General features: G+C 60.8%; 14 protein-coding genes. 12 read left to right on the top strand and 2 right to left on the bottom strand.

Annotation, left to right across the window (positions count from 1 at the left end; all coding sequences use genetic code 11):
- Positions 1 to 89: 89 nt before the first annotated feature.
- Together BM074_RS11465 and BM074_RS11460 are read left to right on the top strand one after the other, a co-directional pair.
- Entirely contained in the window at positions 90 to 1,547 is a 1,458-nt protein-coding gene (locus tag BM074_RS11465) for an NAD-dependent succinate-semialdehyde dehydrogenase (protein ID WP_091922079.1), read from the top strand.
- Entirely contained in the window at positions 1,548 to 2,576 is a 1,029-nt protein-coding gene (locus tag BM074_RS11460; RefSeq protein ID WP_091922077.1) for an aldose epimerase family protein, read from the top strand.
- On the opposite strand, the gene BM074_RS11455 is transcribed toward BM074_RS11460, so the two are convergent.
- Positions 2,573 to 3,490: a sugar kinase gene (locus BM074_RS11455; protein WP_091922074.1), complete on the bottom strand. Its 918-nt coding sequence runs from the start codon at positions 3,488 to 3,490 to the stop codon at positions 2,573 to 2,575. The genes BM074_RS11460 and BM074_RS11455 overlap by 4 nt on opposite strands.
- A gap of 139 nt (positions 3,491 to 3,629) precedes the next feature.
- On the opposite strand from BM074_RS11455, the gene BM074_RS11450 reads away from it, so the two are divergent.
- Positions 3,630 to 4,241: a pyridoxamine 5'-phosphate oxidase family protein gene (locus BM074_RS11450; RefSeq protein ID WP_091922072.1), complete on the top strand. Its 612-nt coding sequence runs from the start codon at positions 3,630 to 3,632 to the stop codon at positions 4,239 to 4,241.
- 1 nt (position 4,242) lies between these two features.
- Here BM074_RS11450 and phnF read toward each other — a convergent pair whose 3' ends face one another.
- A complete protein-coding gene (gene phnF / locus BM074_RS11445) occupies positions 4,243 to 4,986 on the bottom strand; it encodes a phosphonate metabolism transcriptional regulator PhnF (RefSeq protein WP_091922070.1) in 744 nt (247 codons plus the stop codon).
- A 90-nt stretch (positions 4,987 to 5,076) separates the two neighbouring features.
- Between phnF and phnG the strand changes: the two genes are divergently transcribed.
- The 9 genes from phnG (at position 5,077) to phnD (ending at position 12,197) form a co-directional block, all read left to right on the top strand.
- Positions 5,077 to 5,550: a phosphonate C-P lyase system protein PhnG gene (phnG, locus tag BM074_RS11440; protein WP_091922068.1), complete on the top strand. Its 474-nt coding sequence runs from the start codon at positions 5,077 to 5,079 to the stop codon at positions 5,548 to 5,550.
- The gene (gene phnH / locus BM074_RS11435) at positions 5,550 to 6,161 is read left to right on the top strand and encodes a phosphonate C-P lyase system protein PhnH (protein WP_091922066.1); all 612 of its coding nucleotides are present in this window, start codon (positions 5,550 to 5,552) and stop codon (positions 6,159 to 6,161) included. Before phnG ends, phnH begins: the two co-directional genes overlap by 1 nt.
- A 4-nt stretch (positions 6,162 to 6,165) precedes the next feature.
- The gene (locus BM074_RS11430) at positions 6,166 to 7,260 is read left to right on the top strand and encodes a carbon-phosphorus lyase complex subunit (protein WP_091922064.1); all 1,095 of its coding nucleotides are present in this window, start codon (positions 6,166 to 6,168) and stop codon (positions 7,258 to 7,260) included.
- Positions 7,257 to 8,138 carry an alpha-D-ribose 1-methylphosphonate 5-phosphate C-P-lyase PhnJ gene (locus tag BM074_RS11425; RefSeq protein WP_091922062.1) on the top strand — a complete coding sequence of 294 codons (882 nt, stop codon included), beginning with the start codon at positions 7,257 to 7,259 and terminating at the stop codon, positions 8,136 to 8,138. The genes BM074_RS11430 and BM074_RS11425 overlap by 4 nt, the downstream gene beginning before the upstream one ends.
- Positions 8,135 to 8,911 carry a phosphonate C-P lyase system protein PhnK gene (gene phnK, locus BM074_RS11420; protein WP_091922060.1) on the top strand — a complete coding sequence of 259 codons (777 nt, stop codon included), beginning with the start codon at positions 8,135 to 8,137 and terminating at the stop codon, positions 8,909 to 8,911. The genes BM074_RS11425 and phnK overlap by 4 nt, the downstream gene beginning before the upstream one ends.
- A gap of 9 nt (positions 8,912 to 8,920) precedes the next feature.
- Positions 8,921 to 9,631: a phosphonate C-P lyase system protein PhnL gene (phnL, locus tag BM074_RS11415; protein ID WP_091922058.1), complete on the top strand. Its 711-nt coding sequence runs from the start codon at positions 8,921 to 8,923 to the stop codon at positions 9,629 to 9,631.
- Positions 9,628 to 10,242, top strand: coding sequence for a DapH/DapD/GlmU-related protein (locus tag BM074_RS11410; RefSeq protein WP_091922056.1), 615 nt, complete (start codon positions 9,628 to 9,630; stop codon positions 10,240 to 10,242). The genes phnL and BM074_RS11410 overlap by 4 nt, the downstream gene beginning before the upstream one ends.
- A gap of 119 nt (positions 10,243 to 10,361) precedes the next feature.
- Positions 10,362 to 11,195 (top strand): phosphonate ABC transporter ATP-binding protein, encoded by an 834-nt coding sequence (phnC, locus tag BM074_RS11405; protein ID WP_091922054.1) that lies wholly within the window; start codon positions 10,362 to 10,364, stop codon positions 11,193 to 11,195.
- A gap of 84 nt (positions 11,196 to 11,279) precedes the next feature.
- Complete coding sequence (phnD, locus tag BM074_RS11400) at positions 11,280 to 12,197, top strand: phosphonate ABC transporter substrate-binding protein (protein ID WP_027231732.1); 918 nt, start codon at positions 11,280 to 11,282, stop codon at positions 12,195 to 12,197.
- The last annotated feature ends 69 nt before the right edge of the window (positions 12,198 to 12,266 follow it).

Genomic DNA, 12,266 nt, shown 5'->3' with positions numbered 1-12,266 from the left:
ACGAGACGCACATTGCCAAAGGCGATGCAGGGTTATCCTTCACGGAACTCACGGACAACAATAACCCTTCGAACACAGGGAGAAATATGATGTTGCAGAAATCCAGCCCGTTCATGAAGCAGGCAAACCTGATCAATGGTGAGTGGGTGGGCGCCGATTCCGGCAAGACGATCGACGTCATCAACCCTGCAACCGGCCTGAAGATTGGCACGGTTCCGAATTCCGGCAAGGCCGAAACGCGGCGCGCCATCGACGCTGCCGCCGAGGCCTTCAAGACTTGGCGCAAGACATCGGTGCTCGAGCGCGCCAAGATGATGCGCAAGCTGCACGACGCCATCCTCGACAACCAGGACGCCCTGGCCGAACTCCTCACATTGGAGCAGGGGAAGTCGCTGTTCGAGTCCAGGGGCGAGGTCGGCATGTCGGCGGCCTATATTCTCTGGTACGCCGAAGAGGCGCGGCGGACCTATGGCGATATCGTTCCATCGCCCTGGGCCGATCGCCGCATCCTCGTGACGAAGGAGCCAGTTGGCGTCATCGGCGCCATCACGCCGTGGAATTTCCCGTCCTCGATGCTAGCACGCAAGATCGGTCCGGCGCTCGCTGCAGGCTGCACGGCGGTCGTCAAGCCAGCCACGCAGACACCCTATTCCGGGCTTGTATGGGGTGCGCTTTGCGAGGAGGCCGGCATTCCGAAGGGCGTCGTCAACATCCTCACCGGTTCTGCCTCTGAGATCGGCGGCGAAATCACCAGCAATCCCCTCGTGCGCAAGATCACTTTCACCGGCTCGACCGAGATCGGCAAGATCCTGATCAAGCAGGCGGCGGACACCGTAAAGAAGGTGTCCATGGAGCTTGGCGGCAATGCCCCCTTCATCGTGTTCGACGATGCGGATGTCGATCGCGCCGTCCAGGGTGCGATGATCGCGAAATTCCGCAATTCCGGCCAGACCTGCGTGTGTACAAACCGCTTCCTGGTTCAATCGGGTATCTACGACACGTTCATTGAGAAGTTCGCTGCGGCGACCCAGAAACTCAAGGTCGGCGACGGTCTCGAAACCGGTACAGAACAGGGTCCGCTGATCGACGAGAAGGCAGTCGCCAAGGTTGAGGAATTCGTCGCCGATGCCAAGCAGAAGGGCGGCAAGGTCGTGACCGGCGGCAAGCGCCATGCGCTCGGCGGCAGCTTCTACGAGCCGACGATCATAAGCGACGCCAAGGAAGACATGCTTTTCACCAAGGAAGAGATTTTCGGCCCCGTGGCGCCGGTCTACAAATTCGAGACCGAGCAGGAAGCGATCGACCTTGCGAACAACACCGAGTTCGGCCTTGCGAGCTATTTCTATACGCGGGACCTTGGCCGCGTGTTCCGCGTTTCCGAGGGGCTCAAATACGGCATGGTGGGCGTCAACGAAGGCATGATCACCACGGTCGAGGCACCCTTTGGCGGCGTCAAGGAATCGGGGCTCGGCAAGGAGGGCGGACATCAGGGCATTGAAGACTATCTCGATACGAAATATGTCTGCGTCGGAGGTCTCGGCCTCTAAATGAACACTGAGTTATTCGGCCACACGCCTGAGGGCGAAGCAGTCCACCGCATCACGATCTCCGGCGGGGGGCTGACCGCCAAGGTTCTGACCTGGGGCGCAGTCATCCAGGACCTGCGCCTCAAGGGCCACGAACCGCCGCTGGTCCTGGGCTACCAGGACTTCGCCGACTATCCGGCACACTCGCCCTATCTCGGCGCGACGGTCGGCCGTTCGATCAACCGCATTCGTGGCGGCGAACTCACGATCGACGGCGAGACCTATGCGCTGGAGCGGAATTTTCACGATCGGCACAATATTCACGGTGGAAGCCGGGGTGCCGGCAAGCGTAACTGGGACGTCGTCGCCGTCGGCTCGGATTATGTGACGCTGACCATCCAGCTTGGTGATGGCGAAATGGGATTTCCCGGCAATCTCAACATCACCTGCACCTATATGCTGGAATCAAAGGGCACACTCGCAATCCGAATGGATGCCGTGACCGACAAACCCACCATCTGCAATCTTGCCCATCACAGCTACTTCAATCTCGATGATGGCGGTGCAACCGATGCGCTTGACCATCAAGTGCGCATCGATGCGGCGGCCTATCTGCCGGTCGATGCCGATCTCATTCCCGACGGGCGGGTTCTCCCGGTGGCGGGCACGACGCATGATTTTCGGGATTACCGGTCGATCCGCCGCGAAGAACGTGGCGCCCAGGTGGTCTATGACAACAATTTCTGCCTGTCGAGCCAGCGCCAGCCCCTGCGGCGGGTCGCATCGGCCAAGGGCGCGAAGTCGGGCGTCGAGATGAACGTTCTGACCACGGAACCCGGCGTGCAGTTCTATGCCGGCAATACGCTGGGCGGGCGTCCACCGATCGGGCTGACAGGAAACACCTACGATAATTATGCGGGCATCTGTTTTGAGGCGCAGGTCTGGCCGGACTCAACCCATTTCCCGTATTTCCCGCAGGCAATCCTTCGGCCGCAGGAGACCTACAGCCAGATGACCAAGTACAGCTTCAACAAGGCAAAGCAGGCTTAAGCATCAAAGGCCTTGCGCGCTTCGCCCATCGGGGCAAGCGCGCCGTGAAATTCGACGACGCGCGCCGCCACCTTATGCGCCCGTTTTGCGGCCGCAACCGGATCGAGGTCGGCGAGGCGGGCAGCAATATAGCCGCCATTGAAGCTGTCGCCAGCGCCGGTCGTGTCGATGGCATTGGCTTTGGCGGCCTGTACGTTGGTGCTGACTCCTCCCGAAACGACCAGCGCCGGTTCCGTTCCATCCTTGACGACGATTTCCTTGACGCCATAGCTCGCAAGGCGGGCAGCCGTATCGGCCGGCGTGACGTCGCCGAAGAGCGCGTTTTCATCCGGGAATGTCGGCAAGGCGATATCGCTGACATGGAACGCGTTGCTCAATACCTGCTTCGCCGTCTCGGCATTTTCCCACAGACGCGGACGATAGTTGGCATCGAATACGATGAGCGAACCGTGACGCCGCGCATTGCTGACGGCGTTGAGCACAGTCTGGCGGCTCTTTGGGCTCAAAATGCCCATGGTGATGCCGGAGAAATAGATGATACGGCGGCCTTCAAGACTCCTGGCGAGCGCATCAGCGTCATCGGCCAACTGCCGCGCAGCGGCGTCATTACGCCAATAGGTGAAGGACCGCTCGGCACCGGTCAGGGTAATTGCGTAAAGCCCGGGCCGGGCGCCGACAATCGTCGGGCTGTGGGCCGTGTTTATCCCATTGTCGCGCAAGAATGCCTTTTGCTTGACGGAAAAGGGATCGTCGCCAAAGGCAGTCACGTAGTCGACGGCGAGGTCTGGATCGGCGAGGGCCCGAACATACCAGGTGGTGTTCAGCGTATCGCCGGCAAAGCCCATGCGCCACTGGTCGCCATTGGCGCCCGAGAGTTCGATCATGCACTCGCCGATAGCCGCAAATCCGTTCATGAATTCCTCCGCAATTCCGGTCGGTTGCGACTGATATACGAGTGGACGGCCGCTGTCATGGGAAAGTTCCGGGGCCAGGGGCTGTCATATTTGCTTAATAATGCAATGGTAGCCGCGCCATATTTGCACGGAGAATCGAATGTCGCGCATCACGTCGATCGAACAACTCGAGGCGATTTACAGCGGTGTTGCCGAGGCATCGACGGCCAAGGTCACCGACCGAATCACGCCGGAATATCGTCGCCTGATCGAAGGCTCGCCGTTCGTGGCCCTGGCGACATCCGGCCCGGAGGGGCTCGATTGCTCGCCGCGCGGCGATCTGGCGGGATTTGTCCGCATCCATGACCATCGCACCTTGATGATCCCCGACCGCCGCGGTAACAACCGGGTCGACTCGCTGCGCAATATCGTCCGCGACCCGCGCGTCGCGCTGCTCTTCCTGATCCCGGGCGTCAACACGACGTTCCGCGTCAATGGCCGCGCCTTCCTCGATACGGACAGGGCATTGCTCGACAGTTTCGCCGTCGAAGAAAAAACGCCGCGATCGGTGATGGTCGTCGAGGTGGAGGAGGCCTATTTCCAGTGCGCCCGCGCCTTGATCCGCTCCGAACTTTGGAATCCGAATAATCATCGCTCGCCGAAGGAGTTTCCGACGCCCGGCCAGGTTCTCGCTGCCCTCAGCGAAGACCGTGTCGGCGGCGAGGCCTATGACCACGAATGGCCGCAGCGTGCAGCCAAGACCATGTGGTAGATCAAAGCGCCTTGTTGTCGATCGCAATTTCCATGCGGTCGGCGGCGAAGCGGGTCTTGGCATATTCGACCGGACGGCCATCCATATCGACATTGATCGCAGTGGCAACGAGCACGATCGCCCCTGGCGACAGTTGGAGGTGGCGCAGGTCGTCGGCATCGGCATGTCTTGCTGCGATAATCGTGGACTTGCGCAGATAATCGTCTATTCCCGCGGCCTTGAGCGCGAATGTTATAGAACCAGATGAACGATAATCCTCGGCGGCGTTGGGCACGCGCGCCGCATCGAACCAGGCCGTCGAGCAGGTGACAGGGTTGCCATCCGCCGTGTGCAGCGTGTCGATGCGGATTACGTCTCCTGCCGGCATACCAAGCGCCGCGGCAATTTCGGGCGTCGCCGCTTCGGTGCGGTAGGAGAGCAATACGCCCTTGGTCTCGCGCACCTGCGTTGCGAGTATTTGCGAGAACCGCGTGCGCTCGCCGATGCGGTAGATCAGCTTGCGGCTGTTGGCGACAAATGTGCCTCGCCCTTGCTCGGCGCGCAGTACGCCTTCCTTCGTAAGCGCGGCAATTGCGCTTCGGATGGTGTGGCGATTGACGGAAAATCGCGCGGCCAGTTCGATTTCGGGCGGCATGCGTGCGCCACTCGCCATTCTCCCCGCCGTGATGTCGCCGCGGATCTGGTCGGCAATCTGCCGCCAGATGGCGACACCGCTGTTTCGCGTAATGAATCGCGCTGAAGTCACGCTTTGTCATGCTCCTGTCATTGACCATCCCTATAGATGGACTTATTGTCTAGTTGTATAGATGAATAGACAAGTTTGAGCGAGGTGTCAATGACCAAAGATTTTCAGGAAATGCCGGCGACCGTCGATGCCGGGCGCAAGGCCGCCATGGCATTGCTCGCCCAGGCGACCGCCGATGAGATGACCCGCTTCTGGTCTGTCTGGACCGACAAGCCGGCAGTCGAAACCTTGCGCGGGCCCGAAACGGGCCTCGTCATGGTTCGCGGACGCATCGGGGGGTCGGGAGCACCGTTCAATCTCGGGGAAGCGACTGTGACCCGCGCGACCGTGCGGCTCGGCAGCGGCGCCGTCGGTCACGCTTATGCGCTCGGTCGCCAGGGCGAAAAGGTTCGCCTTGCCGCCGTCTTTGATGCGCTTTGGCAGGACGATGCCAATCGCGACGTGGTCGAAACAACCGTCCTTGCGCCAATCGCGCAGCGGCTCGACGAGGAACTGAGGACCAAGCGCGCCGAGACGGCAGCAACCAAGGTCGATTTCTTCACAATGGTGCGAGGGGAAGACTGATGAGCACGAACACTCAGGTTTTTGAGGGCGGCTTCACCAATCCGGTCATGGGATCGCAGCAGATTTTCCGGGCTCTGATGGATGCCCTGGCCAATCCCGGCCGCGTCTTTGACGTGCCGGAACTCGTCGTAGCGCCGGCCCCGTTGACGCCAGTGATGGCGGCGATCGCCGCCACGCTGTTCGATCACGATGCCACGGTCTGGTGCGACAAGTCGATCAGCGTCTCGAAAGAAGCCATCGGCTGGCTGAAATTTCATACCGGCCTCGAACTCGTCTCCGATCCGGCGGCTGCGCAATTCGCCCTGGTGAAAGACGTCGCCGCAATGCCGTCCTTCGAAGCCTTTGCCAAGGGAACGTCGGAATATCCCGACCGCTCGACGACGGTCATCTTGCAGCTCGATGGATTTGAGGGCGAGAACGTCCTCACCCTCCGTGGACCCGGTATCAAGGATACGCAGGACTTCGCGCCGAGCCAGCTGCCGAAAATGTTCATCGATCAATGGACGGGCAATCGCGCCGCCTTTCCGCGCGGCATCGATCTGATCTTTGCCGGACGGGAAGCGCTCGCCGCCCTGCCGCGCACGACACGCGTTGCGAAGAAGGAGGCGTAAGTCCATGTATGTTGCAGTCAAAGGCGGCGAAACCGCCATCCGCAATGCCCACAAGCTTCTTGCCGACAAGCGCAGGGGTGATCGCTCCGTGCCGTCGATCCGGCTCGACCAGATCGTCGAACAACTGGCACTCGGCGTCGACCGCGTCATGGCCGAGGGATCTCTTTACGATCTCGAGCTTGCGGCCCTCGCCATCAAGCAGGCGCGGGGCGACATGATCGAGGCGATCTTCCTTGTCCGCGCCTATCGCACGACGCTGCCGCGTTTTGGCTATACGCTCCCCGTCGAAACCGCGGCAATGGCGATAGAACGGCGCATTTCCGCAACGTTCAAGGATCTGCCGGGTGGACAGTTGCTCGGGCCGACATTCGATTATACGCACCGCCTGCTCGATCCTGAACTCGCCGCCGATGCCGCGGTGGAAGCGCCGGACGAGCGGGTGGAGGAAACGCACGAGCCTGCGCCGCGCGTCACCGATATTCTCGGCCATCATGGCATGATCGAGACGGATGGCGAGTTGCCGGAAGGGGCAGCGCCTGGCGATCTGACCCGCGAGCCGCTCGCCTTTCCGCTTGAGCGCGATCTGCGTCTACAAGCGCTTGCCCGCGGCGACGAGGGTTTTCTCCTCGGTCTCGCCTATTCCACACAGCGGGGCTATGCCCGCAGCCATCCCTTCGTTGGCGAGATCCGCATCGGGGAAGTCGAGGTTGAACTTGAAGTCGCGGAACTCGATTTCCCGCTGACGCTCGGGCGCATCCGCCTGACCGAGTGCCAGATGGTCAACCAGTTCAAGGGTTCGGCGAAGCAGCCGCCGCAGTTTACCCGCGGCTATGGCCTGGTGTTCGGCCAGAGCGAGCGCAAGGCGATGTCGATGTCGCTCTGCGATCGCGCATTGCGGGCGAGGGAGCTCGGCGAGGATATTACCGCCGCCGCCCAGGACGAGGAATTCGTCATTTCCCACAGCGATAATGTCCAGTCGACCGGCTTTGTCGAGCATTTGAAGCTGCCGCATTACGTGGATTTCCAGGCCGAACTCGACCTGGTGCGCCGTATGCGGGCCGAACACGAACGCCGCGACGTCCAGGAGGCAGCAGAATGACCGAACTCGCAACATACAACTTTGCCTATCTCGACGAGCAAACGAAGCGGATGATCCGCCGCGCCATCCTGAAAGCCATTGCCATTCCGGGCTACCAGGTGCCTTTCGCCTCGCGCGAAATGCCGATGCCCTATGGCTGGGGCACGGGCGGCGTGCAGGTGACGGCGGCGCTCATCGGACCGGATGACAGGCTGAAGGTTATCGACCAGGGCGCCGACGACACCACCAACGCCGTATCGATCCGCGCCTTTTTCCAGAAGACCGCAAATGTCCGTGTCACCACCAGCACAACGGAAGCAACGATCATCCAGACGCGGCACCGCATCCCGGAAACACCGCTCACCGCCGGCCAAATCCTCGTCTATCAAGTGCCGATTCCTGAGCCCCTGCGCTTCCTCGAGCCGCGCGAGACGGAAACCCGGAAAATGCATGCGCTCGAAGAATACGGCCTGATGCATGTGAAGCTCTACGAGGACATCGCCCGCCACGGCCACATCGCGACGACCTATGCCTACCCGGTAAAGGTCGAAGGGCGCTATGTCATGGACCCGTCGCCGACGCCGAAGTTCGACAATCCAAAGATGCATCGCTCGCCGGCGCTGCAGCTATTCGGTGCGGGACGCGAAAAGCGCATCTATGCGGTTCCGCCGTACACGGAAGTCGTCAGCCTCGACTTTGAAGATCATCCATTTGAAATCCAGAGCTTTTCCGAGCCCTGCGCGCTGTGCGGCGCCAGGGGTACCTACCTCGACGAGGTTATCCTCGACGACAAGGGCGGCAGCATGTTCGTGTGCTCGGATACGGATTTTTGTGAAGACCGGCAGGCGCATGGCCATCGCGGCCATCTTTCGACCAATCCGGCGGAGGCAGCAGAATGAGCGATACACCACTTCTCAAAGTCAATGCAGTCTCGAAATTCTATGGAAGCCGGATCGGTTGCCAGAACGTCTCGTTCGAACTGTGGGCGGGCGAAGTGCTGGCCATCGTCGGCGAATCCGGTTCAGGCAAGACCACGCTTCTGAACTGTCTGGCGACCCGGCTTGCGCCTTCGGCAGGTTCCGTCGAATACCGCATGCGGGACGGCCAGTTTCGCGATCTCTATCGCCTCAGCGAAGCCGAGCGGCGGTTGTTGATGCGCACCGACTGGGGCTTCGTGCACCAGAACCCGGCCGATGGCTTGCGCATGACCGTCTCGGCCGGCGCCAATGTCGGTGAGCGGCTGATGGCGGTCGGCGACCGGCACTATGGCCGCATCCGCTCCACGGCGACCGATTGGCTCGGGCGGGTGGAAATCGCCGCCGACCGCATCGATGACGAGCCGCGCGCCTTCTCCGGCGGTATGCGCCAGCGCCTGCAGATCGCGCGCAACCTCGTAACCAACCCGCGCCTGATCTTCATGGACGAGCCGACCGGTGGGCTGGACGTGTCGGTGCAGGCGAGATTGCTCGACCTTTTGCGGGGCCTCGTCAGCGACCTTGGCCTTGCGGCTATCGTCGTCACCCATGATCTTGCCGTCGCGCGGCTGCTTTCGCACCGCATGATGGTGATGAAGGACGGCCATATCGTCGAAACCGGCCTTACCGACCGGGTCCTCGACGATCCGCAGGCGCCTTACACCCAGCTTCTCGTTTCATCCATCCTGCAGGTCTAGGAGAAGATTATGCCAACGCCTCTCGTTGTCTCCGATGTCGCCAAGAGCTTCACCATGCACCTGCGTGACGGCATCCGCTTGCCGGTGGTCACCAACGTGTCATTCTCGATCAAGACCGGCGAGTGCGCCGTTCTTGGCGGCCCTTCCGGCGCCGGGAAGAGTTCGATCCTGAAAATGATCTACGGCAATTATGCCGTGGATCAGGGCCAGATCATCGTTCCCTACCGCGACCGCCTTGTTGACATTGCCTCGGCCGATCCGCGAACCATGCTCGGTATCCGCCGCGAAATGGTCGGCTATGTCAGCCAGTTCCTGCGTACCGTGCCACGCGTTTCGGCGCTTGACGTTGTCGCCGAGCCGCTCGTTGCCCGCGGCGTCGATCGGGGCGAAGCCCGCGACAAGGCGGTGGTGCTGCTCTCAGGTCTCAACCTTCCCGAACGGCTGTGGGCGCTGCCGCCCGCCACCTTCTCCGGCGGCGAGCAGCAACGCGTCAACATTGCGCGGGGCTTTATTACCGATCACCCGGTCCTGCTGCTCGACGAGCCGACAGCATCGCTCGACGCCAGGAACCGCAGCGTCGTTGTGTCTATGATCGAGGCCAAGAAGGCCGCGGGCGTCGCGATGCTCGGCATCTTTCACGACGAGGACGTGCGCGAAGCCGTTGCCGACCGGATCATCGACGTCACGGCGTTTTCGACCGCAGGCGGAGTTGCGGCATGACGAAACTCTCGGAAACGCCACTGATCCATCCGACGGCGAGCGTCGAAGCCTGCGCGTTCGGCCGTTATACGGAAGTTGCCGAGCGCTGCCGCCTCAGTGAATCGAGCTTCGGCGACTATTCCTACATCATGCAGGATGGATCTGCCTGGTGCGCCAAGGTCGGCAAATTCGCCAATATAGCTTCCAGCGTTCGCCTTAACGCTCCCAACCATCCGACGTGGCGGCCGACGCTGCACCATTTCACCTATCGTTCGGGCGACTATTGGGACGATGGCACGGTTGACGAGCAATTTTTCGACTGGCGGCGCACCAATACGGTCACGATCGGCCATGATGTCTGGATCGGCCATGGCGCGACCGTGCTGCCGGGCGTCACCGTTGGCGACGGCGCGGTAATCGGGGCAGGGGCGGTGGTCACGAAGGACGTCGACCCCTACACGATCGTTGGCGGCGTTCCTACACACAAAATTCGTGATCGTTTCGACCGAAAAACGGCTGAACAACTGCAGGTCGTTGCCTGGTGGGATTGGGACCACGCTAAGTTGCGCTCTGCGCTCGATGATTTTCGCTCGCTCTCCATCGAGGCGTTCCTTGAGAAACACGCGGTCTGAATCGAACGAGCGATAGGGTTAACGGACTGACATCAAGTTGTCATTCGGCTGCAACAAAAACGACATCGCACGTTCACATCCGTGTCCTAGGACAGTGCAGCGCCAATAGGGACCTGCTTATGCTGAAGATTGAAAACGTGACGCGCCGCTTTGGCAAGTTTACTGCCATCGACGGTGTCAGCCTGGAGATTCCCCAGGGTCAGATGGTAGGCATCATCGGGCGTTCCGGCGCCGGCAAGTCGACGTTGCTTCGCATGATCAACCGTCTCGTTGATCCCTCGGAAGGCGCGATCCTCTTTGAAGGCACCAATGTGGCGCAGTTGAAGGGCGCCGCCTTGCGTAATTGGCAGCGCGATTGCGCCATGATCTTCCAGCAGTTCAATCTGGTGCCGCGTCTCGACGTTCTGACCAATGTTCTGCTCGGTCGCCTCAATCATCGCTCGACGATCAAGAGCCTGCTCGGCATGTTTTCGCGCGAGGAGCGTGCGATGGCGATTGCGGCGCTGGAGCGCCTCGACATCGCGAAGACCGCGTTACAGCGGGCCGGAACGCTCTCCGGGGGCCAGCAGCAGCGCGTCGCGATAGCCCGTGCTCTAATGCAGAATCCCAAAGTTGTTCTTGCCGACGAGCCGATCGCCTCGCTCGACCCGCGCAATGCTCAGGTGGTGATGGAGTCGTTGCGCGACATCAATGAGCGCGAGGGCCTGACGGTCATCACCAATTTGCACACGCTCGATACGGCCCGCCATTTCTGCCAGCGTATCATCGGCATGCAGGGAGGCAAGGTTGTCTTTGACGGCGGACCCGACGATCTCACCGAACTTGCCGCGCGCCGCATCTATGGCGCGGACGGCATGAAGGATGCTTTTTCGGAGGCAATCACTTCCACAAGTATCAGCCGCGGCACACCCAAGCCGATTTCAGAGCTGGAGGCCGTTCTGGCCGCGCGTTGAGCGCACCGAGATCGGCTCGCCCACGATACGGGCCACTAATGAAACTGATCGCAAACTCATATCGACGTTTGACAGGAGAGAACTATGTTCAAGAAAGCCCTTCTTAGTGCAATCGCAATCGGCGCCATGCTGGCCGGTTCGATGGCACGTGCCGAAAACCTCGAAACATTCCGCATCGGTCTGATCGGCGGCGAAAACGAAGCAGACCGCCTGCGCAACTACCAGTGCGTGGTCGACCAGTTGCCCAAGGTCCTCGGTGTCAAGGAAGTCAAGCTCTTCCCGGCAACCGACTATGATGGCGTCATCCAGGGTCTCCTCGGCGGCACGCTCGATGCTGCAGAACTCGGTGCATCCGGATATGCCAAGATCTATCTGACCAATCCGAAGGCAGTCGAACCGATCCTGACCGACGTCCAGACCGACGGTTCGACCGGCTATTATTCGATCATGATTGCCCGCAAGGACAGTGGCATCAAGACTCTTGCCGACATGAAAGGCAAGAAGCTCGGCTTTGCCGATCCGGATTCCACTTCTGGCTACCTCATCCCCGTTACCTCCCTGCCGAAGGACATCAACGCCTCGGTCAAGGATTACTTCGGTGAAACCGGCTTCGGCGGCGGTCATGAAAACCTCGTTCTCGCTGTCAAGGACGGCAAGTTCGACGCCGGCACGACCTTTGGCTCGGGCGTCGGCAAGTTCGAAGAGGGATATTCTTCCGGCAATCTGCGCAAGATGGTCGACAAGGGCCTGATCGACATGAAGGATTTTGTCGAACTGTGGAAGTCGCCGCTTATTCCGAACGGTCCGACCGTTGTTCGTTCATCAATGAACAAGGACACGATCGCCAAGTACAAGGAATATCTGATGAACCTTCCGAAGACCGATCCGGCCTGCTTCGCCGCGGCTTCTTCGACCGGTGGCGACCGCAAGGGCTACACGGAAGTTAACGCGCAGTTCTACCAGCCGATCATCGACGCCCGCAAGGCGCAGATCGGCGGCTGATAGCCATCCAACGATCACGGCCAGTTCCCTCAAGGTTCTGGCCGTGAATTTTTGTGCTCACTAAGGATC

It is taken from the genome of Phyllobacterium sp. CL33Tsu (genome assembly GCF_900113985.1).
Classification (GTDB): Bacteria; Pseudomonadota; Alphaproteobacteria; order Rhizobiales; family Rhizobiaceae; genus Phyllobacterium; species Phyllobacterium pellucidum.
Note: the sequence above shows the minus strand (reverse complement) of the source record. Positions and strands in the feature narration are given on the sequence as shown.